We start from the raw sequence: 26297 nt of genomic DNA, 5'->3' as shown, positions 1-26297 counted from the left end.
CGCTGAGTTCGGTATAAGACATAGGGGCAGCACCGTACCGGAAAGGTCAGGTGTTGCACTCAGTTTTTGCCGCCGCCGGGCTATGTATTCAACCCGATGCTTGAGCAAGTGTTTGACTTTGCAGCAATGTCTAAGTAATCGCCTTTGGCGCCCCGTCCGGGCCGCCAAAGCATGAGGTGTAAACCATGGGCCTATTAAATACTTTGCGCAAGCAATTGTTTGATATTCTGATTGTTGTAATTGGCGTATCAATCATTACTTTCATCATTTCCCACCTGATTCCAGGCGACCCTGCACGCCTGATCGCGGGAGAACGTGCAAGTGACGAAATTGTGGCGAGCATACGCCAGCAGCTGGGTCTGGATCTCCCGCTGTACCAGCAATACTTTCAATATATGGGTGACCTGCTCACTGGAGATTTAGGTCAATCGATAAGGACTCATCGGCCCGTCCTTGAAGACCTGAAATTATTTTTCCCGGCGACGCTCGAACTGGCGTTGATGGCAATGCTCATTTCGATCCTGGTCGGCGTGCCACTTGGCATACTTTCCGCTGTTTTCAATAATCGCCTCATCGATCACATTTCCAGAACGCTAGCTGTGGCTGGCATTTCGACCCCCGCTTTCTGGCTGGGATTGGGTCTGATCGTACTGTTCTATGGGCACCTTGGCATCCTCCCTGGCGGTGGACGGCTCGGCGAGGGCGTCTCCCCTCCTCCGACGCTTTCCGGATTTTATCTTTTGGACAGCCTTGTCGCCGGCCAATGGAGCACATTCCTAGACGCCGCCAAACACATGGTGCTTCCCGCCTTCACACTGGCATTCGTCAACCTCGGCGTCATTACCCGCCAGATACGGGGAGCAATGCTAGAACAGCTAAGCGAAGACTATGTACGAACGGCAAGAGCCTACGGCCTTTCCAACATGACCATCATCATGCGCCACGTACTGCCAAACGCACTCATTCCATCCATTACAGTGATAGGGCTTGCATTAGGTGATTTGCTGTACGGAGCAGTGCTGACCGAGACGGTATTTGCATGGCCTGGGATGGGCGCCTACGTGGTCAAGTCCATTCAATCGCTGGATTTCCCGGCTGTGATGGGATTCGCGATCCTGGTTTCATTCATCTACGTCATCCTCAACCGGATAATCGAACTGCTGTACCGGTTGGCTGACCCACGCATCGCCAAGGGTGACTGATATGCCCACACTAGTTTCCCAAGCCAACCCGATTCGTGAGCAGATCGCATGGATCGCCTATCGAATCAAGCGCAGCCCGCTCATGCTGATCGGGCTGATCATTACATCGCTCGTCCTGCTCTGCATTGTTGCAGCCCCTTGGATTAGCCCCTACTCCCCCAACGCCCTCAAGCTCACTGAGAGGCTTCAAGGCCCTAGCCTGCAGCACTGGTTTGGTACCGATGAGGTAGGCCGCGATTTATTCAGCCGGGTGATCTATGGCAGCCGACAATCCGTAGGCGTTGGGCTTTTCGTTGCTTTCTCCTCATGTGCAGTTGGTGGATTGCTAGGCTGCTTCTCCGGAGTGATTGGCGGACGCTTCGACCGTATTGTGATGAGGTTGATGGACATCATTCTTTCGGTACCTTCGCTGGTGCTGATCATGGCTCTTGCTGCGGCATTAGGCCCTAGCTTGTTCAACGCCATGCTCGCCATCACCTTAGTGCGCATCCCCTTCTACGTACGGCTCGCTCGTGGCCAGGCGCTAAGCATCCGGCAGATGGCCTACGTCCAAGCAGCTCAGACTTTTGGCGCAAATCGTTGGCACCAGGTGCACTGGCACGTTGCACGCAATGCGATGCCACCTTTGCTTGTCCAGTTCAGCCTCGACATCGGCAACGCGATTTTGATGGCATCCGCCCTTGGATTCATCGGCCTGGGCGCTCAGCCGCCTACTGCTGAGTGGGGTGTCATGGTGGCGAGCGGAAGGAACTTCATCCTTGATCAGTGGTGGTATTCCACGTTCCCAGGGATCGCAATTCTGATCACCGCAATTGGTTTCAACCTTTTGGGTGATGGCGTGCGCGATCTGATTGATCCACGGCAAAAGGGTAAGTGACATGAGCCAGGCTATTTTGAGCATCGACAATTTGAATCTTGAATTTCCTGGTTTTCGCGACACGGCCAAAGCCCTAAACGGCGTTACGCTTCGGGTCCAACCTGGGGAAATCGTCGGGGTCGTTGGGGAGTCCGGATCCGGCAAATCAGTCACAGCCATGCTGAGTCTGGGTCTCCTTCCCCCTGGTAGCTTCAGGGTCACCCAAGGATCGGTTCAATTACTTGGCAAAGATATTCTTGGGCAGAAGGAAAAGCAGCTCGGAGACCTCCGAGGGCGTGACGCGGCCATGATCTTCCAAGAGCCCATGACTGCGCTCAACCCTACCCGCAGGATCGGTAAACAGCTGCTAGACGTCATCCAACGACACCAGCAGCTCTCAAATGAACAGGCTTACAACAAGGCCGTGGGCCTGCTCCAGGACATGCATATCGCTGATCCTGAACAGGTGCTTGAGCGCTATCCATTTGAGCTTTCGGGTGGAATGCGTCAGCGCATCATGATCGCACTCGCTTTCTCCTGCGACCCAAAACTGCTGATCGCCGATGAACCCACCACAGCCTTGGACGTGACGGTACAACGACAAGTGTTGCTGCTGCTTCGTGAGAAAGCACGTGAGCGCGGCACGGCGATACTGCTGATCACACACGACATGGCATTAGTTTCCCAGTTCTGTGACCGGGTCTACGTGATGTACACGGGTGGCATTGTCGAGCAAGGCTCTACGAGCCAGGTTATGAACAACCCAGCCCATCCGTACACTCAGGGGCTTTTGGCGAGCCTCCCAGAGCGGGCTACCCCCGGCGAAGATCTCGATACGATCTCCGGACAAGTGCCTAACCTCGCCAAGCTGCCGAATGGGTGCACGTTCAAAGACCGATGCACACACCGGCTACCTGTTTGCGAAGCCAAACCGAAATTGTTTTCGACCGAATCTGCGAACCACCTCAGCGCGTGCTGGTTGCATGAGCAGGAGTCTGCGTGATGAATACTATGACAATCGCTAAGCCGACCTTGCTGACCCTGAACGATGTTCATGTCCGATATTCAGTTGGCCGAGACCTTTTGGGGCGCTCGAAAGGTTTTGCGCACGCACTCAATGGCATAGACCTTGATGTCCGAGAAGGTGAAACACTGGGCATCGTTGGAGAGTCGGGCTGCGGTAAAAGCACATTGGCGCAGCTTCTGATGGGACTGCTAAAGCCTGGTACCGGCGAGCTGGTGTACGCCTGGAACAACCATGAAGAGCGTCAGCAAAATACTCAGATAGTCTTTCAGGATCCGCAGTCGTCGCTGAACCCTCGGCTTCCCGTCTGGAAGATCATTACAGAACCGTTGGTGGTGAAACGCCGCTTGCCGACGGTGGAGCTGAGACAGATCGCTGCCCAGCTTGCCGAGCAGGTTGGGCTTCGCCCCGAATACCTTGATCGCTATCCCCACCAGTTCTCGGGCGGCCAGCGGCAGCGCATCGCGATTGCAAGGGCGTTATCGTCAGACCCGGACGTCATAGTGCTCGATGAGCCAACCTCGGCTTTGGACATTTCCGTGCAAGCCCAGATACTGAATCTTCTTGCAAAGCTTCAACGAGACCGAGGGCTCACCTATATCCTCATTTCTCACAACGTGTCTGTAGTACGACATCTCTCGGATCGGGTAGCAGTGATGTACCTCGGACAAATTGTCGAGGTCGGAGATGCGGCATCCGTGCTTGAGATGCCAAAACACCCTTACACCAAGCTGCTGCTGGAAGCGGTGCCGCGCCTGGACAAACCTTTGAGAGGCGAAGCATCTGCCCAACGTACCGATCTGCCCAGTAACCGTAACCTACCCACAGGTTGCTTCTTCAAGGACAGGTGCGAGCTCTCTACCCAAGGATGTGAAAGTCCGCAGCAGTTGAAGGTATGTGGGCAGACTTCCGTACGGTGCCACGTCGCTGCCTGATCCACATCCCTGCCTAGTTGGAAGTCCCAATCAACCGTTGTAGGTGAAGTGACCAATCAGCCGCCAAGAAGGCTAGCTACGCCTCATTCAGCATGACTAGGCGTAGCTACTCGGCTTTGATTGTCACACAGCGTTGATTTAGCCGATCCCGTTAGCGGATCTGATCTCCACGATTGGCGCGCCTGTTGGTCGAACACAGGCCTGGTTAATCTCACTGGCAAGGCACCCCAATGCCTTGATCCCCTCGCTACTTGGTAAGCGTCCGGCGAACTCACCTTCCGAACTCCAGCATTAAGGGCGATGGTGTCCGCGTATTTTTAAGCGGACGCGATCACCCTTATCGTCAGGATTTCCATGCGCCAACGAAGCTCTTATCCGAAACCATTCAAAGCCCAAGTCGTTCAGGAATGCCTGCAACCTGGCGCGACGGTGTCCAGTGTCGCCATCAGCCACGGCATCAATGCCAACGTCATCCGCAAATGGATGCCGCTCTATCGAGATCAGCCTGCAGCAGCCTCACTACCGGCTTTCGTCCCACTAAAAGCCGCACCTAAACGGCCAGTCGAGGCGTCAGTGATCATCGAGTTGCCCATGGCCGGGCAAGTGATCACGGTGAAATGGCCAACCTCAGATCCTGAGGGCTGCGCGCAATTTATCCGGGCTGTCGCTCAATGATCCGCATTGATGCGATCTGGCTGGCCACCGAGCCGATGGACATGCGCGCCGGTACCGAAACCGCTTTAGCCCGGGTGATCGCGGTGTTTGGTGCGGCGAAGCCGCACTGCGCTTATCTGTTCGCCAATCGCCGGGCCAACCGGATGAAAGTGCTGGTGCACGACGGCGTGGGCGTCTGGCTTGCAGCGCGGCGACTGAACCAAGGCAAGTTCCACTGGCCCGGCATTCGCCATGGCTGCGAGGTCGAGCTCGACAACGAACAACTCCAGGCGTTGGTACTGGGCTTGCCATGGCAGCGCGTTGGCGCCGACGGTGTGATCAGCATGCTGTAAACGCCGGCCATTTGGCCGGTCCACTTGTCGTCGTCCCGCGCCTGCTCTGGCACAATCGGCGGCATGACTTTCTCGCCCAACCTCGATCAGATGACCCCGGAACAGCTTCGTGCCTTGGCGGCACAGGCGTTGCAATTGCAATCCCAGGTCGAGGCGATGAGTAGGAAGATCCAGAACGATGAAATCCTCATCGAACAGTTCAAGTTCGAAATCGCCCTGCTCAAACGGCACAAGTTTGCCAAGCGCAGCAAGCAAATCAGCCCGGCGCAAAGCAGCTTGCTGGATGACCTGCTCGACACAGATCTTGAAGCTATCGAGGCCGAGCTAAAACAGCTCCTCCCAGCTGCGCCACAGGCCGAACCACGGCAATTCCCAAAACGTGCGCCCTTGCCGCCGCAGTTTCCACGCACCGTCAGTCGCCACGAACCCGAAAACACTCAGTGCGCCTGTGGTTGCCAGCTCCAACGCACCGGCGAAGACGTCAGCGAGAAGCTGGATTACACGCCGGGCGTGTTTACCGTCGAGCAACATGTACGCGGCAAATGGGCCTGCCGTCAGTGCGAAACACTGATCCAGGCGCCTGTGCCGGCGCAGGTTATCGATAAAGGTATCCCGACCGCAGGTTTGTTGGCCCACGTGATGGTGGCCAAGTTTGCCGATCACTTGCCGCTGTATCGGCAGGAGAAAATCTTTGGCCGCGCCGGGTTGGCCATTGCTCGCTCGACCTTGGCGCAGTGGGTCGGGCAAACCGGCGTGCGGCTCCAGCCGCTGGTCGATGCACTGCGTGAAGCGGTGCTGAAGCAGGGCGTGATTCACGCCGACGAAACACCGGTGCAGATGCTTGCGCCAGGCGAGAAGAAAACCCACCGGGCCTACGTCTGGGCCTATAGCAGCACGCCGTTCTCGGCACTGAAAGCAGTGGTGTATGACTTCAGCCCAAGCCGTGCTGGCGAACATGCGCGCAACTTCCTGGGCGACTGGAACGGCAAGCTGGTCTGCGATGACTTCGCTGGCTACAAGGCCGGATTTGAGCGAGGCATCACTGAAATCGGCTGCATGGCTCACGCCCGTCGCAAGTTCTTTGATCTGCACGTAGCGAATAAAAGCCAGCTGGCTGAACAGGCCCTGCACTCGATCAGCGGTTTGTACGAGGTCGAACGCCAAGCGCGGGACATGAGTGATGAAGATCGTTGGCGAATACGTCAGGAAATGGCGGTGCCGATCCTCAAAAAACTGCATGACTGGATGTTGGCCCAGCGCGACTTGGTGCCCAATGGATCAGCCACAGCTAAAGCCCTCGATTACAGCCTGAAACGCTGGGTAGCGCTAACGCGCTACCTGGAGGATGGGGCTGTGCCCATCGGCAACAACCAGGTTGAGAACCAGATACGGCCATGGGCGCTCGGGAGATCGAACTGGTTGTTTGCTGGGTCGCTGCGCAGCGGCAAGCGCGCGGCGGCGATCATGAGTTTGATCCAGTCGGCACGCATGAATGGGCATGATCCGTATGCCTATCTCAAGGATGTGATGACGCGGCTGCCGACCCAGCGGGCCAGTGAGATCGGGCAGTTACAGCCCCATCAGTGGATGCCGGCCTGACTTACGCAAGGTGAGTTGGGCGGACGCTTACGTTTAATCTGTGTGTAGCTAGCATGAAGTCTACGTAACCGACCCGAGGATCAAGCCACCCACCCCCCACTGGATAAATCCCGCTCCAAGAGCGGGTCCTAGCCTCGCCTAAAACAACCTCAGATCAACCTCTACGCTCAGGGAAAATGCCTCTAAATTGCGTGCTGGTCGAATGCCGAATGACGGGCGCGGCAGAAAGCTGTCGAGCAAAATAGTAGTTCTTCGCACGGGAGATCGCGCTTTGATTGATGACTGCAACCTCGTCGCGACTCAACACGCAGTCAGGCACGCCGGCAACGATCGCCAAGCGGGGTGAGATCGGCACGATCATCATGTCTTCAAAGCTATCCGGTACCAGGAAATCACCAGAAGCAGAACGGGCGATCCCCCACTGCATCGACTCGTTTGCCTGGATAAACGTCGCCTCATAGCCGAAAACGTGAATGCTAGCGAGCAGCCTCCCCTTCATCACTCCGTCTGAGGCGTACATGGCATGCTTACTCTCTAGTACCTCCTCCTGCGCCTTGGTCAGTGAACTACCTTCGACGCCGTGAAACCTCACATCCTCCAATCCCTCAAGCCTGAATTTTTGCCTCGTACGCCAGAGGGAGAAAAACCGTTCAACCGTACGCTTTTCCCAAACCCCAATAGTAGTCACACTGCCGCGCTCGATAGCATCAGCAAGTGCTTGAAAGTTATCCTCTATACGTTTCCCTAACCCCGCTTCAGTCTTCTGGTCCCAGACTCTTTTGACGCAGAAGATGGGGTTATTAGCTCTCACCCTCATGACCTTCTTGTGCGGTATCGAGTAAACCTCGACGCACCCATCATCGCCTGCGAAGCGCTCAATGCTCGCTTTCGGAAAGACGTGCTGGTTTAGCGTGAATTTGTGGGGGTTGCTTGGCTGGGTCGGCTCGTATTTCACATCCATGTCCTCTGCACTAAACCGCTTGGGGGTGGACATCGTTACTATCGGCGTCATACGGATCAAAGCGCGTCATGGCTGGTTGGCATTACGTGTCCGGCGCTAACGCACGCTAGGAACGCAGCTAGGAGGAAGAATGAAGGAAGACGGGAAGGCTGTCAGCTTGCTGAAAAAAGGCTCCGGCATCGCAGGTGCCAGTGTTGGCTCTGTCGTGTCCGCGCTCATTGGAGCTGCAGTGGCCGGGCCGGCAGGCACAACGGCGGGAGCAGCCGTAGCTAAAGCTTGCGAGTTCGTCATCGAGGACATTGCTCACCGGATGCTTTCCAGTCGTGAGCAACAAAAGGTCGGCGGTGTTGCAGCTTTGGCCATCGACGGCATACGCGAGCGGCTTCTCTGGGACAGTCCTCGCAAGGACGGTTTCTTCGAAAGAAAGGAAGACGACCAGCCCTCTCCATGTGAGGAAATCTTCGAAGGCGTGCTGCTGGCCGCCAAGCAGGAGCACGAGCGGAAGAAGCTGGAGTACGTCGCTCGCTTCTTCACCAACCTCGTCTTCACCCCCGACTTCCAGCCCGCTGAGGCCAACCACCTGATCGCGATCGCCGAGACTCTTACCTACCAGCAATTCTGCATCCTGGCCGTGGTCGCGAATCGCGATGCGTTCGCTCTGAGGTCTGAAGAATGGCCTGAACGGGGCGTAATTCCCACGGACAAGCTCGACCTGGCCCATCAGGCGTTCTACCTCTACCAAAGGCAATTTCTCGTCAGCATAGACCCGCAGCAGGGCCAAGCAGGCTTCGTATATAACATAGCCCGCACCCTACCCACTCACTGCCATCTATCGCCCACAGGGCTGAGGATCGTGGACATCCTGGGCCTGCGGGATATCCCGCGTGTGGAGCTGGAAGAGGTGGCGGGTAGCCTGTAAGGGCAAGGGAGTGTAAGCAGGCCGGCAGGACCTGAACATTGTCAGAGCGCTAGCAGCGAAACTATCCTAGGCGCTCAATGGTTTTAGAGCCGAGAGCAGCGCCATGGAAGACAGAGAGCAGTTATATACCTTACTGGCACAAAAAGACTGGGATGCGATTGGGAAAATAATTTACAAGAACAAGAAGGCAAAAACGCAAGATCCATTTTTGATCCAAGTTACGACATTCTTCGAAGCTGAGTTCTTCGAGTTTACTCGCCCACTACCTCCGGCTGAAAGAGCGAGGCAATTCGAGCACACCAACCTGATTATCGAGCTTGTGCAGCACGGTTTCAGCCAAGCATTCGTCGATAATTTCGTGGATGAGCGCCTTAAGCTAATGCAAGAAACACAGCACTCCGCCTTGCTGAATTACGCTCAGACCTATCAACATCGCCCATTAGCTCAAAAAGTAATCGCTTCTTTTTTAAACACTAAGCCAGAGGCAGTCGCAGCTAGCTTGCGCGAAAACATGACAATCCGCGCAACAGATGTCCGCCCAGGGAAGGCTAAAACTATTCGGCTTTTCAAATCTAAACAAGAAGAGAACTTCTACGAAGCGGTACGTCGAGTATTCCCTACCTATCACCCCTATCCTAACGTCGCTCTGAGTTGCGTACTAGATTACCATGCAATTAAAGATAGCCTGTCCGAGCAAGCAAGATCTTACTTCTTCAAAGCTATAGTCGACAGCGTAGTTTTTGATGTTGGGAGCGGCTATGAGCCCAAATATATCATTGAGCTAGACAGCAGTTTCCACGATGCAGCTCAAGCTCAAGCTAATGACAAGTTGAAAGACGATATTTTTCGGGCCGCAAATACAAAACTCATTCGAATTCGTCCTCTCAACAGCAAGGCTTCGTCGATTGAAGAATTCGAAAGGCTCGTACGAGAGGTGATGCGTCAGCTTTGAGGGCGAAAGCATTTAATGAGGTTCCCCCCGAGATACTGGCTATCTGTACATCCGATTCTAGCGGGGTTGATTATTATCAGCCCCGATATCGAGCACGAAGATTAAGCTAGACGATCTCGAATCTCCACACACACAGCCTCATATTCGCGCCTCATGGCCTTAACATTCTGCGCCATTTCCTTCTGTGCCATTTCATAGTTGTAGATTTTTTTGTAAAACTCCATGTGATTAGTCAGCGGACCATTCTTTCCGATTGTTGCCTCTTCCATTTTTTTGGCTTCAATACATGCCCGAAATGCGCGGGTTTCTTGACGCGCCTGAGCACATATCTGAGAGCACTTCTCGTAAAAAGCATCCGAGTAGTAGAAGGGACGATTTTTCCTCAACCAGTCCATGCATGAGATAATTGACTCTTCAGCCTTAAGGACTAACTCCTCATCACGAGATGCATAATAAGTAGTGTAGAGACTGCTCAAGCGAGCAGTGTCATCCAGAGCAGTATCAAGCTTCCCCCATGTCTCCTTGTATATCGAGACTTCAGCATTTTTGACACGCACTTGATGGGTATGTGTCAGATAATTGTGGATTGTATTGTTAACCACACCCAGCAGCATGAAACAAAATCCCGCGATGTATGTCATAGTACCGGGAGGCTCAACCCCCAAGTCAATGCCAAGAAAATGCTTCAGTAGGGCGTTTGCAAACATGTGAAGAAGCAGGGGTGCGGCAACAATACCGGCGCCTGTGATCAAAAGAAATCTGGTGACTTTGTTGGAGAATGGGCTACGAATTTTTTTGGAAACCCACTCTATCGCCAGATCCCACAACTGGTTGGACTTACTCACAGATGCCTCGTGCAGAAAGTATGAATTCTGATAGACGAGCCTACCGTCCTAGAAACGGTGACCCAATTCCCAGCTTGTGCCACCTTCGGTTCTCAGGGACAGAAGCACCGTTAGCCCTCCTCGACCGATGGGGGCGTCATGGATTTTTTTTACAACGGATTTTGCGGACAGATCGGACCGCCGTTTGCGGGCGATTCGAGTCTTCGAGCGATGCGTATTTTTAAAGATCTGAGGTGGGGTGCCACGCACGAGGGCGCCGATGCCTGACGGCCGATGCTTCGGGTGGAGTGCTGCGATGCGGCAGTAGACTGGCCTAGAAATCTGCGTGCCCGTGCTGGATCAATATGACCCATAAGGGGAAGGCTGAGAGGCAGGTTTACATTTTTGCGCCCAGAGCGCTTTCTGAACGAAGCGATTTCGGGCGAAAAGCGTTTACATTCTAGCGAAAGGGCTAGATAGACGGCTACAGGTTTACATTTTTACCTGAGAAAACGGTGGCCGACGTTTTGAAAGGCGGAGTGCTTTGAAGAACCCTTGCCTTCACGGGATGAAGCTGACTATGCTGAGAAAATTTCGTGATTTCTCATGGGTTTACAGTTTGAGGGCTTCCGAAATAGTCAATAGGTAAACCCGTCGCACAACACCACAGCGCCACGGGCCAGCGCCGGGCGGATCACCTGGGCCAGGTGCTGGGCGCGGGCAGCGAACACCAGCAGCAGTTCGGTGTCGGCGGCCATGGGTTCATCGCTGGGGGCCAGTAGCAGCTCACGCACCTTCTCGGCCAGCGGCGTACCACCTGGCTCACGGGTCAGCACCACATCCAGGCCATGCTCGCGCAAGCGCGCCGCCAGGTAGTCGCGGTTGGTGCTTTTGCCCGCGCCTTCGGGGCCTTCCAAAGTAATAAACAAGCCGCTCACAGGCAGTCCTTAATGTTGTTCGTCAGGCGTTGCCGGCTCGGCCGCCTGGGCATCACCGGCGGGAGCGGCCGGCGCCGGCTGCGCAGCCGGCTCATCGGGTACCGGCTGCTCATCGCCGGCGGCTGGCGCAGCGTCATCGGCGCCCGGCTTTGCCGGCTGCTGTGGCGCGGGGCTGGAGCGATAGTCTGCCCGCCGTTTGAGCTGAAACTCCCGCACCGCCGAGTTGTGATCGTTGAGGTCGTCGGAGAACACATGGCTGCCGTCGCCACGGGCGACGAAGTACAGGCTGGTGCCATCGGCCGGGTTAAGCGCCGCGTGAATCGCCTCGCGGCCGACCATGGCAATCGGCGTGGGCGGCAGGCCAGTGATGGTGTAGGTATTGTAGGGCGTAGGCTCACGCAGGTCGGCACGGGTGATCTTGCCGTTATAGCGCTCACCCATCCCGTAGATAACCGTCGGATCGGTCTGCAGCATCATGCCCAGGCGCAAACGCCGCACGAACACCCCGGCGATCTGCCCGCGCTCTTGGGGGATGCCGGTTTCCTTCTCCACCAGCGAAGCCATGATCAGCGCCTGGTAGGGATCGCGGTACGGCAGGTCGGTGGCGCGCTCGGCCCATTCCTTGGCCAGCACTTCTTCCAGACGCATGTAGGCCTGCTGCAGCAATTCGACGTCGCTCATGCCGCGCACGAAGCGGTAGGTATCGGGGAAGAACCTGCCCTCAGGGAACACACCGGTATGGCCGAGTTTGTCCATGACCTCGGCGTCCGACAGGCCATCCAGGGTGTGCTTGAGCTTTTCATGCTTGGCCACGGCCGCGCGTAGCTGGCGGAAGGTCCAGCCCTCGACCAGGGTCAGGTTGTATTGAACTACGTCGCCACGGCCCCAGGCGTCGAACAGCTGCTCGACGGTCATGCCAGGGGTAAGGCGATATTCGCCGGTGTGCAACGGGGTACCGGCCATGTTGAAGCGCCAGTACAGGCGCAACCAGACGGCGTCGTCGAGCAGCCCTTCGGTTTGCATGCGGTAGAACATGCGGTTGGGGGTGGTGCCATTGGGCACGTCGAGCAGGCGTTCCTGCGTGACATGCAGTGGCTGCTCCAGGACCGAGTTGATTTTCCAGGCCGACCAGCCTAGCGCCAGACCGGCGAGGATCAGACCCATTTCCAGCAGCAGCAGGAATTTACGTCTCACGAATTCAGGTTTCCAGTAACGTACGGGCAACGGCCTGCAGTTTTCGGGTAAGCGGGCCCGGCGACCAGTTTAACGCGGCCAGGCCGCGCACGGGCCAGACGCCATAGACGCTGTTGCAAACAAATACTTCATCGGCTTGCTCCAGCGCACCATACGGCAGGTCGCAGACGTTGGCCGTAATACCCTGCAAGCGCGCCTGTTCGAGCAAGGCACCGCGCATGACCCCGGCCACGCCACAACGGCTGAGGTCGGCAGTAAAAAGCACGCCGTCGCGCACCAGGAACAGATTGCTGTATACCCCTTCGATCACCCGGCCTTGCCCGTCACACATCAGGCCCTCGGCATGGTCACTGTCCTGCCATTCGGCACGGGCCAGCACCTGCTCCAGCCGGTTGAGGTGTTTGAGCCCGGCCAGCAACGGTTGTTCCCCAAGCCGTGTCTGGCAGGGGAACAAGCGTACGCCCTGCTCGGCATGGGCAACAGGATAGCTGGGTAATGGGCCGCCCTGCAGGATACGCCGGGGCACGGCATCGGCAACCGGCGCGTAACCACGCTGGCTGTCGCCACGGGTGAGGATGAGTTTGGCTACCCCGTCGCCGAGCTGGCTGGCGTAGCGCAGCAATTCCTCACGCACCTGCGCCAGGTCGGCGCCAATCGCCAGCCGCTGGCAACCCAGCGCCAGGCGAGCGAGATGGCCATCCAGGAGGCTGGGCCGGCCATGCCGAACGGCGATGGTTTCGAAAAGACCATCGCCGTAAGCCAGCCCGCGGTTCTGCAGATTGAGCGCAGTCGCGGGCTGGCCGTCGATCCAGCTGAGCATCAACCGGCGAACCGGCGGAACACCAGCGAGCCGTTGGTGCCACCAAAGCCGAACGAGTTGGACAACACCACATCGATCGGCATGCTGCGCGCCTGGTGCGGTACGAAGTCCAGGTCGCAACCTTCGTCCGGTTCGTCCAGGTTGATGGTCGGGGGCGCCATCTGGCTGTTGATCGCCAGCACACTGAAGATTGCTTCTACCGCGCCAGCCGCCCCCAGCAGGTGGCCGGTCATCGACTTGGTCGAGCTGACTGCCAGCTTGTAGGCGTGGTCGCCGAATACGCGCTTGATCGCCGCCACCTCGGCAATGTCGCCCGCGGGGGTCGAAGTGCCATGGGCGTTGATGTAGCTCACGTGTTCCGGCTGGATGCCAGCATCGCGCAGGGCGTTGGCCATGCAGCGCGCAGCGCCTTCACCGGAGTCTGGTGGCGAGGTCATGTGGTAGGCGTCGCCGCTCATGCCAAAACCGATCAACTCGGCATAGATGGTCGCCCCACGGGCCTGGGCATGCTCCAGTTCTTCGAGCACCAAGGCACCGGCACCGTCGGACAGCACGAAACCGTCGCGACCTTTGTCCCAAGGGCGGCTGGCGCGGGCAGGCTCGTCGTTGCGGGTGGACAGCGCGCGCGATGCACCGAAGCCACCCATGCCCAGCCCGCAAGCGGCCATTTCGGCGCCGCCGGCAATCATTACGTCGGCTTCACCGTAGGCGATATTGCGCGCGGCCATGCCGATGCAATGGGTGCCCGTGGTGCAGGCAGTGGCAATGGCGTAGTTGGGGCCCTGCAGGCCCAGGTGGATCGACAGGAAACCCGAGATCATGTTGATGATCGAGCCCGGCACGAAGAATGGCGAAATGCGACGCGGCCCCGAGTCATGCAGGGTGCGGCTGGTTTCTTCGATGTTGGTCAGGCCACCGATCCCCGACCCCATGGCCACGCCGATGCGCTCGCGGTTGGCGTCGGTGACCTCCAGGCCGGCATTACGCACCGCCTGGAACCCGGCCGCCAGGCCGTACTGGATGAACAGGTCGAGCTTGCGGGCCTCTTTGGCCGACAGGTACTGCTCCACCTCGAAGCCTTTCACCGAGCCGCCAAAACGGGTGGAGTAGGCAGACAGGTCCGTGTGTTCGATCGGACCAATGCCACTGCGGCCAGCCAGAATGCCCTGCCAGGTGCTCGGTACATCGGTACCCAGTGGCGACAGCATACCCATACCGGTGACCACGACGCGTCTACGCGACACAGTACTCTCCTTTTCTAATAACAGAGTCTCTTGGCATTGCATTCAAGCGCTGGAATGAAATGGCAACAGGCTCTTGGTGCGCGGTGAACGAGGCGGCCCGGACAATCCGCGGCGCTCGCAAAGAAAAAACCGCACGCCAGCGAAGGCAGTGCGGTTTTCCCCGACAAGTAGCGTCGACGGTAACGTCTTAAGCCTGGTGGTTCTTGACGTAGTCGATAGCAGCTTGAACGGTAGTGATCTTCTCGGCTTCTTCGTCAGGGATTTCGGTCTCGAATTCCTCTTCCAGAGCCATCACCAGTTCAACGGTGTCAAGCGAATCGGCACCCAGGTCATCGACGAAGGACTTCTCAGCAGTCACTTCTTCTTCCTTGACGCCCAGTTGCTCGGCGACGATTTTCTTGACGCGTTCTTCGATGGTGCTCATACCTAGTTTTCACTCCTAATGGATATATGCAGGCAGCTGGCCGGTGGCTAATTTTATAGAAAGACGTTCGCTTTTCAAGCTGAACCTGCCTTCAGGCTAGTCACCGCACCCGCTGTCTGGAATCTGATTGCAGCTTTATAACGGATTTTAGGCTCGCAGTATGACTCTTTTTTTACGAAATCCGTCACATTGAGTTGCAGGGTTACATGTACATCCCGCCGTTGACCGGCACGGTTGCGCCGGTTACATAGGCTGCACCGTCCGAAGCCAGGAACGAAACCACCTTGGCAATTTCGTCGGCCTGCCCCAGGCGGCCCAGTGGAATCTGGGTTTGCAGGGCTTCGCGCTGCGCTTCAGGCAGTTCGCGGGTCATGTCGGTATCGATGAAACCAGGGGTCACCGAGTTGACGGTAATGCCACGCGAACCGACTTCACGCGCCAGGGCGCGGCTGAAGCCTTCCAGCCCGGCCTTGGCAGCCGCATAGTTGGCCTGGCCAGCGTTACCCATGGCACCGACGACCGAGCCGATGCTGATGATACGACCCCAACGGGCCTTGGTCATGCCACGCAGCACACCCTTGGACAGACGGTAGAGGCTGTTCAGGTTGGTGTCGATCACGTCGAACCATTCGTCGTCTTTCATGCGCAGCATGAGGTTGTCCCGGGTGATGCCGGCGTTGTTGACCAGAATGGCCGGGGCGCCGAACTGCTCACCAATGGCAGCCAGTACCGCGTCAACCGACTCGGCGCTGGTCACGTTCAGTTCCATGCCGGTGCCGGTGATACCGTGCTCTTTGAGGGTGGCGGCGATACGCTCGGCGCCGGAGGCCGAAGTGGCGGTACCAATCACGGTTGCGCCCTGGCGGCCCAGTTCCAGGGCGATGGCCTGGCCAATGCCACGGCTGGCGCCAGTGACCAGTGCAACTTTACCTTGCAGGCTCATGCAAGCTTCTCCAATTCAGGCCAGTGCCGCGCGGGTGGCGGCAACGGCGTCAGGGGTATTGAGGTTGTAAGTGGTCACGCCATCGGCGCAACGCTTGTTCAGGCCAGCCAGGACTTTGCCCGGGCCGCACTCGACCAGATTGACTGCACCATTGGCCGCCAGGGCCTGCACGCACTCAACCCAGCGTACCGGCTGGTACAGCTGCGCCAGCAGGTCCTGCTTGAGGGCATCGAGGTCGGCCGCGATGGCGGCGGTGACGTTCTGCACCACCGGGATCTGCGGGGCCTTCCACTCGATGGCGTTGACCGCATCGGCAAAGCGCTCGGCAGCCGGCTTCATCAGGGCGCAGTGCGAAGGCACGCTGACGGCCAGCGGCAGGGCGCGCTTGGCGCCTTTGGCCTTGCACAGCTCCATGGCGCGGTCGACCGCCGCCTTGTTGCCGGCGATGACCACCTGCCCTGGCGAGTTGAAGTTGACGGCACTGACCACTTCATCTTCAGCCGCTTCGGCGCAGAGCTCCACGACCACAGCGTCGTCCAGGCCGAGAATGGCGGCCATGGCCCCGTGCCCGGCAGGTACCGCTTCCTGCATCAGCTGGCCACGGCGCTCGACCAGGCGCACAGCGTCTTTCAGGCTGATGCTGCCGGCAGCGACCAGGGCGCTGTATTCACCCAGGCTATGACCGGACACGAAAGCTGGCGTGGCACCGCCCTCTTCCAGCCACAGACGCCACAACGCGATGGACGCGGTGAGGATCGCCGGCTGCGTCTTGTCGGTCTGGTTGAGTTGCTCTTCCGGACCTTCCTGAACCAGCTTCCACAGGTCGTAACCGAGTGCTGCAGAAGCTTCCTTGAAGGTTTCGATGATCACTGGCTTCTCGGCGCCGAGCTCGGCGAGCATGCCCAGCGACTGGGAACCTTGACCGGGAAAGACGAATGCGAGAGATGCAGACATTGAACAAGCCCTTATGATCTTGTCGTCGGATAGGGTACGCCAGGCCTTGGGCCAGGCGCGGAATCTGAAAGCTTGGATGAAGACGCAGACCAAGCGGTCACATTTAAGCACTTCATCGGGGATATGCCTAAGGTCTTTGTTTGCCTGCCCGGGCCCCGTCGCAGGCTAAAGCAGCAGGTCCTCCAAACGCCCGTGCAAACGCTGCGGCAGATTCTCCTGAATCTCGATCAACGCCCGCTGGATGGCACTCTGGAACCCCTGAACGCCCGCGGAGCCATGGCTCTTGATGACGATACCTTGCAAACCCAGGAAACTCGCGCCATTGTGCCGCGCCGGCGCCAGGTCGGCCTGCAGGCGCTTGAGCAGGGGCATGGCCACGGCTCCAGCTGCCCGCGCCAGCAAACCGCCCTTGAACAATTGCTCGATCCGCGTACCGATCATGGTGGCCAGGCCCTCGCTGGACTTGAGCAGGATATTGCCAACGAAGCCGTCGCACACCACCACATCCGCCTCGCCACGGTACAGCCCGTCACCTTCGACAAAGCCCACATAGTTGAGCCCGCGGGCATTGTGCAACAGGCTTGCCGCCAACTTGACCTGCTGGTTGCCCTTGATGTCCTCGGTACCGATGTTCAGCAACGCCACCCGCGGGCGGTGAACACCCAGGGCCTGGGCGGCCACCGACCCCATCACGGCGAACTGGTACAGGTTTTCGGCACTGCAATCGACATTGGCACCCAGGTCGAGCAACTGGCAGTAACCAGCCTGGGTCGGGATCGCCGCCACCATGGCCGGGCGGTCGATACCCGGCAGGGTCTTGAGCACGAAGCGTGACAATGCCATCAGCGCGCCGGTGTTGCCTGCACTGACGCAGGCCTGGGCCTTGCCATCACGCACCAGTTCCAGGGCGATGCGCATGGACGAGTCCGGCTTGCCACGCAGCACCTGGGACGGCCGCTCGTCCATGCCGACCACTTCACTGGCGGCGACGATTTGCAGGCGCGCGCGATCCGCAGCCGCAAGGCCGCTGACAAGATCTTCCAGGAGGGAGGGTTGACCGACGAGGGTCAGGTGCAACGAGGGGGTAGCGGAAAGGCAGGCAATGCTAGCCTGAACAATGCTGCGGGGACCGAAGTCCCCGCCCATTGCGTCGATCGCGATGACCTGAGCGGACAAGGATTACTCGTCAGCGCCCTTGTCGACCACTTTGCGACCACGGTATACGCCTTCTGGCGAAACGTGGTGGCGCAGGTGGACTTCACCGGTGGACTTGTCTACCGACAGCGCGTTTTCCGACAGAGCGTCGTGCGAACGGCGCATGTCACGGGCAGAGCGGGATTTTTTGTTCTGCTGAACAGCCATAATTGATTAACTCCTAAACGTTTGGGTCACGCTTTAACTGCGCCAAAACACTGAACGGGTTGGACCGCGATACCTCGTCCTTGCTCGATTCGGGCTCGTCTGCGCCCGCCGGCTGCTGGCATTCTTCCGGATGATGAGCAGGCACGATTGGCAGGGCGAGCAGAAGCTCCTCCTCGATCAATGCCTGCAGATCCAAAGGATCTTCGCCCAGTTCCAGCACGTCATAGCCTTTCGGCAACGACTGGGTATTCGCACCCTCCTTCACCACAGCGTAAGTGCATTCGCTATGGATCGGCAGGGTGACCAGCTCAAGACAACGCTGGCAAACCATTTTGACTTCGACGTCCAGCTCGCTGTGGATAACCACCACGTGCTGTTCATCTCGTTCAAAATCGAACTTCGCCTGCACCGTACCGACATTGTCGGAAAGCGGGTCGCAGAGTCTTTCCAAATCAGCGAGCGGCAGCGAACCGTTAAGGGTTACGCCACGATCGGCTAATTTGCGCGGGTCAACGTGAGGTGGAATCGGGTCATTCAACATAGGCGCAGCATAATAGGGATGCCCCCCGCCCCTGTCAAAGGAAATTAGGCGGCATCGTGCGTGATAGAATTTGTTCAACTGAATCAGGAGTCTACCATGCTTCCTCTGTTACTGGCTTCCAGCTCTGCCTATCGCCGCGAACTGCTCGCCCGCCTGCAACTGCCTTTCACCTGGGCAAGCCCCGACATAGACGAGCAGCGTCAGGCCGGCGAGCCAGCGCCAGAGCTGGTGCAGCGCCTGGCCAGGCAGAAGGCCGAGGCACTGGCGGGCAACCATCCCGGGCACCTGATCATCGGCTCGGACCAGGTGGCGGTGCTGGGCGAACAGGTGCTGGGCAAGCCGCAGACCTTCGAGCGCGCGTGCGAACAACTGCTGGCGTGCAGCGGGCAGCAGGTGTGCTTCCTGACCGGGCTGGCACTGCTTAACAGCGCCACCGGGCAATGCCAGGTCGATTGCATACCGTTTACCGTGACCTTGCGCGAACTGAGCCGCGAGCAGGTGGAGCGCTATGTCGCGGCGGAGCAGCCGCTGGACTGCGCTGGCAGCTTCAAGGCGGAGGGGTTGGGGGTGAGTTTGTTTCAGAGCACCCATGGCTGCGACGCCACCAGCCTGATCGGGCTACCGTTGATTCGGCTGGTGGACATGCTGACCAAGGAAGGGGTGGTGATTCCTTGAGGGCCTGGGGCCGCTTTGCGGCCCATCGCCGGCAAGCCGGCGATGGGGCCAGAACAGGCTATCAGCGCAGCTGTGGCCCCTGGAAGCCCATCCACATGGCCAGGTGCTCAGCCACACTGGCCCCGACCCGCTTGGAGAAGCGGTCAAACGGCGATTCCTGCACGGTGAAGTCCACCAACTCCTTCTCGCCCACGATCTCACGCGCCACATAGCTGGCACTGCCCAGCCCATCCACCAGCCCCAGCGCCTTGGCTTGTTCACCCGACCACACCAGGCCACTGAACAGCTCCGGGTGCTCCTTGTCTTTCAGGCGCTCGCCGCGGCCCTGCTTGACCATGGCGATGAACTGGTTGTGCGTGGTGTCCAGCACCCCTTGCCAGAACCGCGTCTCCTCGGGCTTTTCCGGCGAGAACGGATCAAGGAACGCCTTGTGCTCACCCGAGGTATAGGCGCGGCGCTCGACACCCAGCTTTTCCATGGTGCCGACGAAGCCATAGCCGGCCGCCGTTACCCCGATGGACCCCACCAGGCTGGCCTTGTCGGCGTAGATCTCGTCTGCCGCACTGGCAATGTAGTAGGCACCGGACGCCCCCAGGTCGGCGATTACCGCGTACAGCTTGATGGCCGGGTATTCGGCACGCAGGCGGCGGATTTCGTCGTACACGTAACCGGCCTGCACCGGGCTGCCACCCGGGCTGTTGATGCGCATTACCACCGCCTTGGTCTTGCCGTCCTTGAAGGCCTCACGCAGGCTCTTGACGATATTGTCTGCGCTCGCCGCCTCCTGGTCGGCAATCACGCCACGCACCTCGACCAGTGCGGTATGGCTGGCACCGCGCGAGGCGGCCTTGTCCATATCCATCAGCGGCGAGAACAGTGCCAGGATGCCGAACAGGTAAACGAAGGTCAGCAGCTTGAAAAAAATACCCCAGCGCCGTGAGCGGCGCTGCTCCTGCACACTGGCCAACAGGGTCTTTTCCAGCAGTTGCCAGCTCTTGCGCTCTTCGCGCTCCCCGGGCTCGGCCTCGGGGGCTTTCCATTCGTCTGCCATGCTCACCTACCTTGGAAGTGGAATTGCGGCCCCAGCCAACCACTCGCGCAGCTGGGAAAAATGCTCGATGCACACCTGCGGGCCGAACTCGGCCAGCGCCTGTAGCGACATGGCACCATAGCCCACGGCCACCGAATGCATGCCGGCATTGCTGGCCATTTGCAGGTCGAATGCCGAATCTCCGACCATCAGCGCACGCTGCGGTTCTACACCACAATGGCCGAGAATTTCCTCGAGCATCAGCGGGTGTGGCTTGCCACGGGTTTCATCAGCGGCGCGGGTAATGTCGAAAAACGCCTGCCAGCCGTTGGCCTTGAGCACCCGATCGAGGCCCCTACGGGCCTTGCCGGTGGCCACCGCCAGGCGGTAACCCTCGGCACGGAAGGCGCCAAGCGACTCGCTCACCCCCTCGAACAGCGGCGAAGGCTGCTGATCCAGGGCAGTGTAGATATCAGCGTAGTGCTGACGGAAGCTTTCGACCTGAACGGGCTCCAGGTGCGGGTACAGGGTATGGATGGCCTCGTCCAGGGCCAGGCCGATGATGCCCTTGATCGCATCATCACTGCTTTGCGCCTCACCGGCACGCACGGCAGCCGCGTTCATGGACTCGACGATGCGCCCGATGGAGTCGGCCAGCGTGCCGTCCCAGTCGAAGATCAGCAGTTCATAAGCTTTTTTCATAGGTCACGGCGCACTCAGCCGCTCCACCGTCTTGGCCCAGACTTCGTCCACCGGCGCTTCAAGCTTGAGCTCGCCACCGTCCGGCAGCGGCACGGTCAGCGCGTAGGCGTGCAGGAACAGGCGCTTGCCACCCAACTCGCGAATTTCGCGGCTGAAATCTTCGTCGCCGTATTTGTTGTCGCCGGCGATCATGTGCCCGGCATGCAGGGTATGCACGCGAATCTGGTGGGTACGCCCGGTGATCGGCCGCGCCTCGACAATGGTGGCGAAATCGCCGAAGCGACGCAGCACGCGGAACAGGGTCAGCGCCTCCTTGCCCTCATCGTTCACCTCGACCATACGCTCGCCCGAGCGCAGGTTGCTTTTGAGCAGGGGCGCGTTGACCTGTTTCTTGGCCGTGGGCCAGTGGCCCCGCACCAATGCCATGTAGCGCTTGTCCACGCCATCACCGCGCAGCGCCGCATGCAGGTGGCGCAACATGCTGCGCTTCTTGGCGATCATCAGCAGGCCGGAGGTGTCGCGGTCCAGGCGGTGCACCAGCTCCAGCTCCTTGGCGTCAGGGCGCAGCTGGCGCAGCGCCTCGATCACGCCGAAGCTCAGGCCACTACCGCCATGCACGGCGATGCCGGCCGGCTTGTTCATCACGATCAGCGCCTTGTCTTCATAGACGATGGCCGCCTCCAGGCGCTGCAACAGCCCCTGGGCGACCGGTGCCGGCTCGTCGCGCTCCGGCAGGCGGACGGGCGGCACCCGCACGATATCGCCGGCCTGGATCTTGTACTCGGGTTTCACGCGGCCCTTGTTGACCCGCACCTCACCCTTGCGCAGGATGCGGTAGACCAGGGTCTTGGGCACGCCCTTGAGCGCCGTGATGAGGAAATTGTCGATGCGTTGGCCGGCAAGCTCCGGCGCGACTTCGATCAGCTGTACGCCGGAAGTCGGAGGGGTATTGGTCGTCATGGCGGGAATCATAACAATTTTTTATGGAATTGAAGCACTTAATCATTGCTGCTATAGTCGCGAACGCCGCCAAAAGTGGCAGGCCAGCAAAACCAGGCCCTGAGTCGGTTGCTGACCTACGCAATTCTCCAGGACGCGAGGCCGTCCTACGGGGTTTTCGCCAGTTTACCGAATTGCCTGGAATCGCCACCAGCGCTGTGTAGAGAAGACCGAAAAAAACGACAAGTGTGGTTGTTCACCTGCTTACCCGATTCTTTTCGTTGTAGCTCTGCCCGCCCCGTCGCTTCCACGCAACGCAAAGCGAATGCTCCGGAAACAACAGCCTTGGACATGTAATGGCGTCAGCTTCCCATTCGAAGCTGGCGAAAAATGCAACCCGTTGCGGATTCAGCGCGCGGCAGCACCCGAATTATCAGGGATACGTGCAGGGTGGAGATGCACAGCCCTCGGACCGTGTAGCACCGCGTCCGGCCAGCAGCCGATTGAAGGCTGGTGAGCGGATAAGGTCCTGAACAGATGCCCCCGGGCGTCCACGGCTGACGGTTGATTCCTCCTCCTGACTGAGTGCACACGGCCCGCTTGGTTGATTCGGATACCCATTCGAAGCCACCGGGGCCTTGTTGGCACCGCAGCAAACAGGACGCGTCGTCGCGACAACGGCAGGCTGGGCAACCGGCTGGTGCCGAACGTTGCTCGACACGGGGGTGGCCCGGCCACCCTTTGCGCACCTTGGCACCGACCATGAGACGTCGTGTGTGCCGAACGCCGTTTCCGGCAGCCCGGAAACCGACGGTACAACATGAAAAGAATGCTGATTAACGCAACTCAACCCGAAGAGTTGCGTGTAGCCCTGGTGGACGGCCAACGTCTCTACGACCTGGACATCGAGTCCGGCGCGCGTGAGCAGAAAAAGGCCAACATCTACAAAGGCAAGATCACCCGCATCGAACCCAGCCTCGAAGCCGCTTTCGTCGACTTCGGTTCCGAACGTCACGGCTTCCTGCCGCTGAAAGAAATCTCCCGCGAATACTTCAAGAAAACCCCGGAAGGCCGGGTGAACATCAAGGAAGTGCTCAGCGAAGGCCAGGAAGTCATCGTTCAGGTCGAGAAGGAAGAGCGTGGCAACAAAGGTGCCGCCCTCACCACCTTCATCAGCCTGGCCGGCCGCTACCTGGTACTGATGCCCAACAACCCGCGCGCCGGTGGCATCTCGCGCCGCATCGAAGGCGAAGAGCGCAACGAACTGCGCGAAGCCCTGAACGGCCTGACCGTACCGGGCGACATGGGCCTGATCGTGCGCACCGCCGGCCTGGGCCGCAGCAGCGAAGAAATGCAGTGGGACCTGGACTACCTGCTGCAACTGTGGACCGCCATCAAGGAAGCGTCCCTGGACCGCGCCGCACCGTTCCTGATCTACCAGGAAAGCAACGTCATCATCCGCGCCATCCGCGACTACCTGCGCCAGGACATCGGCGAAGTATTGATCGACAGCATCGACGCCCAGGAAGAAGCCCTGACCTTCATCCGCCAGGTGATGCCGCAGTACGCCAGCAAGGTCAAGCTCTACGAAGACAGCGTACCGCTGTTCAACCGTTTCCAGATCGAAAGCCAGATCGAAACCGCCTTCCAGCGCGTGGTCGACCTGCCGTCCGGTGGCTCGATCGTGATCGACCCGACCGAAGCCCTGGTGTCCATCGACATCAACTCGGCGCGCGCCACCAAAGGCAGCGACATCGAAGAAACCGCCCTGCAGACCAACCTGGAAGCGGCCGAGGAAATCGCCCGCCAGCTGCGCCTGCGTGACATCGGCGGCCTGATCGTCATCGACTTCATCGACATGACCCCGGCCAAGAACCAGCGCGCCGTCGAAGAGCGCGTGCGTGAGTGCCTGGAAGCCGACCGCGCCCGCGTGCAGGTTGGCCGCATCTCGCGCTTTGGCTTGCTGGAAATGTCCCGTCAGCGCCTGCGCCCATCGCTGGGTGAAAGCAGCGGCATCGTCTGCCCACGCTGCTCCGGCACCGGCATCATCCGTGACGTCGAGTCGCTGTCGCTGGCCATCCTGCGCCTGATCGAAGAAGAAGCCCTGAAAGACCGTACCGCCGAAGTGCGTGCCCAGGTGCCAATCCCGGTAGCAGCGTTCCTGCTCAACGAAAAGCGTAATTCCATCACCAAGATCGAGCTGCGCACCCGTGCGCGCATCATCATCCTGCCGAACGATCACCTGGAAACCCCGCACTTCGAAGTCCAGCGCCTGCGCGACGACAACCCGGAAGTGCTGAACAACCAGTCCAGCTACGAAATCGCCGCCAGCGAAACCGAAGAAGCACCACAACCGACTGCCACCCGTACCCTGGTTCGCCAAGAAGCGGCCGTGAAAACTGCCCCGGCCCGCGCCAATGCACCGGTACCGGCCGCCGCCGAAGAGCACCAGCCTGCACCGGCCGCCGCCGCGCCGAGCGCGCCGGAGCCAAGCCTGTTCAAGGGCCTGGTCAAGTCGCTGGTCAGCCTGTTCGCCGGCAAGGACGAGCCTGCCGCTGCCCCGGTCGCCCCTGCCGCCGAGAAACCGGCCGCCGAGCGCAGCCCACGCAACGAAGAACGCCGCAACGGCCGCCAGCAAAGCCGCAACCGCAATGGCCGCCGCGACGAAGAGCGCAAGCCGCGTGAAGAGCGTGCCGAGCGCCAGCCACGCGAAGAACGTGCACCACGTGAAGAACGTGCCCCACGCGAAGAGCGGGCACCGCGGGAAGAACGCGCACCACGCCAGCCACGCGAAGACCGCCGCGGCAGCCGTGGCGAAGAGCGCGTACGCGAACTGCGCGAGCCGCTGGACGCTACCCCACCGGCCGAACGCGAAGAGCGCCAGCCACGTGAAGAACGTGTAGCCCGTGAAGAACGCGCCCCACGTGAAGAGCGTGCACCGCGTGAAGAACGGGCCCCTCGTGAAGAGCGTGCACCACGTGAAGAACGCGCCCCTCGTGAAGAGCGTGCACCACGTGAAGAGCGTGCACCACGTGAAGAACGCGCCCCGCGTGAAGAGCGTGCACCACGTGAAGAACGTGCTCCGCGTGAAGAGCGCGCCCCGCGCCCACCCCGTGAAGAGCGTCAGCCACGCGCGGCCGAAGAAGCGGCCGAACAGGCTGCCGAGCTGGCCGAAGAGCAACTGCCGAATGAAGAACAACTGCAAGACGAGCAGGAAGGCACCGATGGCGAGCGTCCGCGCCGCCGCTCGCGTGGCCAGCGTCGCCGCAGCAACCGTCGCGAACGTCAGCGCAATGCCAATGGCGAGCTGATCGACGGCGAAGAAGAAGGCAGCGACGAGCAGCCACAGCAGCACCAGGCCACCGAGCTGGGTGCTGAACTGGCGGCGGGCCTGGCCGTGACTGCCGCTGTCGCGACCAGCAACATCAGCAGCGACGCCGAAGCCCAGGCCAACCAGCAGGCCGAGCGCGCCACCGCTGACGTCGTTGCCGCTGCAGCAACCGACAACAGCGAAGCCGCCCAGCCGGTTGAGCAGGCTGAAAAGCTCGAGCAAGTCGAAGTTGTCACCAAGGTTGAAGAAGTGGCCGTGGCCCCAGTGGTCGAGCAGCCGGTCAGCGAGCCTGTGGCCGTGGTCGAGGCAACTGCCGAGCCAGTGGTCGAAGTCGCGCCACAACCGGTCCTCGAAGAAGCGCCTGTTGCCGAGCCGGCCGTGGCTGTCGAAGCCCCGGTAGAAGCGCCAGCTGTCGAAGCCGGTGAAATAGAGCAGGCCCCGACCGTGGTCGAGGCTGCGGCGGCTGCCGAACAGCCTGCCCCGGTTGCCGAAGCCCAGCCAGAAGTAGTGGCCGAGCCTGCACCTGTGGTTGTCGAGCCTGCGCCGGTCGCGGCCCCAGCTGTGGTAGAGCCTGCCACTGTCATGCTGGCCAACGGCCGTGCGCCGAATGACCCGCGTGAAGTTCGCCGCCGCAAACGTGAGGCCGAGGCTGCTGCCAAAGCCGCGCAGGAAGCTGCTGCAGCCACTGGCGAGCCAGCCCTGGAAACCGCCGATGAGCAAAAGCCTCATCATGGTTGATAGCCAAGGCTGAATGAAAAAGCCCCGCCAGTGCGAACTGGCGGGGCTTTTTCTTGGCCTATCACTTTATGTCAGCGCCGGCGCTGCCCTTTGTAGGAGCGGCCTTGTGTCGCGATGGGGCGCAAAGCGGCCCCGGGAATATTTGCATTGACGCTGAAATCTGGGGCCGCTACGCGCCCCATC

At 59.6% G+C, this 26297-nt stretch carries 25 protein-coding genes and 1 pseudogene; 11 read left to right on the top strand and 15 right to left on the bottom strand.

Annotated features, from left to right (window positions below; all coding sequences use genetic code 11):
- Positions 1-185: 185 nt before the first annotated feature.
- From EGJ22_RS21375 to EGJ22_RS21345, 7 genes are all read left to right on the top strand, one after another.
- Positions 186-1202 (top strand): ABC transporter permease, encoded by a 1017-nt coding sequence (locus EGJ22_RS21375; protein WP_029887094.1) that lies wholly within the window; start codon positions 186-188, stop codon positions 1200-1202.
- Position 1203: 1 nt separating this feature from the next.
- Positions 1204-2079, top strand: coding sequence for a D,D-dipeptide ABC transporter permease (ddpC, locus tag EGJ22_RS21370; protein WP_029887093.1), 876 nt, complete (start codon positions 1204-1206; stop codon positions 2077-2079).
- 1 nt (position 2080) lies between these two features.
- Positions 2081-3061, top strand: a complete 981-nt coding sequence (locus tag EGJ22_RS21365; RefSeq protein WP_029887092.1) for an ABC transporter ATP-binding protein — start codon at positions 2081-2083, stop codon at positions 3059-3061.
- Positions 3061-4017 (top strand): oligopeptide/dipeptide ABC transporter ATP-binding protein, encoded by a 957-nt coding sequence (locus EGJ22_RS21360; RefSeq protein WP_029887091.1) that lies wholly within the window; start codon positions 3061-3063, stop codon positions 4015-4017. The genes EGJ22_RS21365 and EGJ22_RS21360 overlap by 1 nt, the downstream gene beginning before the upstream one ends.
- Positions 4018-4371: 354 nt before the next feature.
- Positions 4372-4692: a transposase gene (locus EGJ22_RS21355; protein ID WP_080709255.1), complete on the top strand. Its 321-nt coding sequence runs from the start codon at positions 4372-4374 to the stop codon at positions 4690-4692.
- On the top strand, positions 4689-5024 hold the full coding sequence (gene tnpB, locus EGJ22_RS26650) for an IS66 family insertion sequence element accessory protein TnpB (protein WP_029887090.1): 336 nt from the start codon (positions 4689-4691) through the stop codon (positions 5022-5024). Before EGJ22_RS21355 ends, tnpB begins: the two co-directional genes overlap by 4 nt.
- 63 nt (positions 5025-5087) lie before the next feature.
- Positions 5088-6623, top strand: a complete 1536-nt coding sequence (locus EGJ22_RS21345) for an IS66 family transposase (protein WP_029887089.1) — start codon at positions 5088-5090, stop codon at positions 6621-6623.
- Between the two features lie 154 nt (positions 6624-6777).
- Here EGJ22_RS21345 and EGJ22_RS21340 read toward each other — a convergent pair whose 3' ends face one another.
- Positions 6778-7617: a hypothetical protein gene (locus EGJ22_RS21340; protein ID WP_125920388.1), complete on the bottom strand. Its 840-nt coding sequence runs from the start codon at positions 7615-7617 to the stop codon at positions 6778-6780.
- 97 nt (positions 7618-7714) lie between these two features.
- Between EGJ22_RS21340 and EGJ22_RS21335 the strand changes: the two genes are divergently transcribed.
- Together EGJ22_RS21335 and EGJ22_RS21330 are read left to right on the top strand one after the other, a co-directional pair.
- A complete protein-coding gene (locus EGJ22_RS21335) occupies positions 7715-8503 on the top strand; it encodes a hypothetical protein (protein ID WP_125920387.1) in 789 nt (262 codons plus the stop codon).
- Positions 8504-8606: 103 nt separating this feature from the next.
- On the top strand, positions 8607-9455 hold the full coding sequence (locus tag EGJ22_RS21330; RefSeq protein ID WP_125920386.1) for a DUF2726 domain-containing protein: 849 nt from the start codon (positions 8607-8609) through the stop codon (positions 9453-9455).
- Between the two features lie 101 nt (positions 9456-9556).
- Here the strand turns inward: EGJ22_RS21330 and EGJ22_RS21325 are convergent, their stop codons facing one another.
- The 11 genes and pseudogenes from EGJ22_RS21325 to EGJ22_RS21275 all read right to left on the bottom strand — a co-directional run bounded on the left by EGJ22_RS21325 (position 9557) and on the right by EGJ22_RS21275 (position 18699).
- Complete coding sequence (locus EGJ22_RS21325; protein ID WP_029887085.1) at positions 9557-10300, bottom strand: hypothetical protein; 744 nt, start codon at positions 10298-10300, stop codon at positions 9557-9559.
- A 623-nt stretch (positions 10301-10923) separates the two neighbouring features.
- Positions 10924-11217 (bottom strand): annotated as a pseudogene (gene tmk / locus EGJ22_RS21320) (dTMP kinase); the annotation flags it as partial.
- A 9-nt stretch (positions 11218-11226) separates the two neighbouring features.
- Positions 11227-12411, bottom strand: coding sequence for an endolytic transglycosylase MltG (mltG, locus tag EGJ22_RS21315; RefSeq protein ID WP_029887083.1), 1185 nt, complete (start codon positions 12409-12411; stop codon positions 11227-11229).
- Between the two features lie 4 nt (positions 12412-12415).
- A complete protein-coding gene (gene pabC / locus EGJ22_RS21310; RefSeq protein WP_029887082.1) occupies positions 12416-13231 on the bottom strand; it encodes an aminodeoxychorismate lyase in 816 nt (271 codons plus the stop codon).
- Positions 13231-14475 carry a beta-ketoacyl-ACP synthase II gene (fabF, locus tag EGJ22_RS21305; RefSeq protein ID WP_009685064.1) on the bottom strand — a complete coding sequence of 415 codons (1245 nt, stop codon included), beginning with the start codon at positions 14473-14475 and terminating at the stop codon, positions 13231-13233. The genes pabC and fabF overlap by 1 nt, the downstream gene beginning before the upstream one ends.
- 187 nt (positions 14476-14662) lie before the next feature.
- Positions 14663-14899, bottom strand: coding sequence for an acyl carrier protein (acpP, locus tag EGJ22_RS21300; RefSeq protein ID WP_009685065.1), 237 nt, complete (start codon positions 14897-14899; stop codon positions 14663-14665).
- A gap of 202 nt (positions 14900-15101) precedes the next feature.
- Positions 15102-15842 (bottom strand): 3-oxoacyl-ACP reductase FabG, encoded by a 741-nt coding sequence (gene fabG / locus EGJ22_RS21295; protein WP_009685066.1) that lies wholly within the window; start codon positions 15840-15842, stop codon positions 15102-15104.
- 15 nt (positions 15843-15857) lie between these two features.
- The gene (gene fabD, locus EGJ22_RS21290) at positions 15858-16796 is read right to left on the bottom strand and encodes an ACP S-malonyltransferase (RefSeq protein WP_029887081.1); all 939 of its coding nucleotides are present in this window, start codon (positions 16794-16796) and stop codon (positions 15858-15860) included.
- Between the two features lie 165 nt (positions 16797-16961).
- Positions 16962-17972: a phosphate acyltransferase PlsX gene (gene plsX, locus EGJ22_RS21285; protein ID WP_080709254.1), complete on the bottom strand. Its 1011-nt coding sequence runs from the start codon at positions 17970-17972 to the stop codon at positions 16962-16964.
- Positions 17973-17975: 3 nt separating this feature from the next.
- Positions 17976-18158, bottom strand: coding sequence for a 50S ribosomal protein L32 (gene rpmF / locus EGJ22_RS21280; RefSeq protein ID WP_029887079.1), 183 nt, complete (start codon positions 18156-18158; stop codon positions 17976-17978).
- 13 nt (positions 18159-18171) lie between these two features.
- Positions 18172-18699 carry a YceD family protein gene (locus EGJ22_RS21275; protein WP_080709253.1) on the bottom strand — a complete coding sequence of 176 codons (528 nt, stop codon included), beginning with the start codon at positions 18697-18699 and terminating at the stop codon, positions 18172-18174.
- A gap of 96 nt (positions 18700-18795) precedes the next feature.
- Between EGJ22_RS21275 and EGJ22_RS21270 the strand changes: the two genes are divergently transcribed.
- Positions 18796-19374 (top strand): nucleoside triphosphate pyrophosphatase, encoded by a 579-nt coding sequence (locus EGJ22_RS21270; protein ID WP_029887078.1) that lies wholly within the window; start codon positions 18796-18798, stop codon positions 19372-19374.
- A 61-nt stretch (positions 19375-19435) separates the two neighbouring features.
- Here EGJ22_RS21270 and EGJ22_RS21265 read toward each other — a convergent pair whose 3' ends face one another.
- From EGJ22_RS21265 to rluC, 3 genes are read right to left on the bottom strand one after another with little or no spacing between them, the layout of a single operon-like run.
- Positions 19436-20425, bottom strand: coding sequence for a S49 family peptidase (locus tag EGJ22_RS21265; protein WP_029887077.1), 990 nt, complete (start codon positions 20423-20425; stop codon positions 19436-19438).
- A gap of 6 nt (positions 20426-20431) precedes the next feature.
- Positions 20432-21106: an HAD family hydrolase gene (locus EGJ22_RS21260; RefSeq protein WP_125920385.1), complete on the bottom strand. Its 675-nt coding sequence runs from the start codon at positions 21104-21106 to the stop codon at positions 20432-20434.
- 3 nt (positions 21107-21109) lie between these two features.
- Positions 21110-22066 (bottom strand): 23S rRNA pseudouridine(955/2504/2580) synthase RluC, encoded by a 957-nt coding sequence (rluC, locus tag EGJ22_RS21255; protein ID WP_009685075.1) that lies wholly within the window; start codon positions 22064-22066, stop codon positions 21110-21112.
- A gap of 799 nt (positions 22067-22865) precedes the next feature.
- On the opposite strand from rluC, the gene rne reads away from it, so the two are divergent.
- Positions 22866-26114, top strand: coding sequence for a ribonuclease E (gene rne, locus EGJ22_RS21245; protein ID WP_177432071.1), 3249 nt, complete (start codon positions 22866-22868; stop codon positions 26112-26114).
- Positions 26115-26297 lie beyond the last annotated feature (183 nt).

Origin of the sequence: Pseudomonas sp. p99-361 (assembly GCF_003935475.1) — a bacterium.
Lineage (GTDB): Bacteria > Pseudomonadota > Gammaproteobacteria > Pseudomonadales > Pseudomonadaceae > Aquipseudomonas > Aquipseudomonas juntendi.
This window is presented reverse-complemented; position numbering and strand designations above follow the sequence as displayed.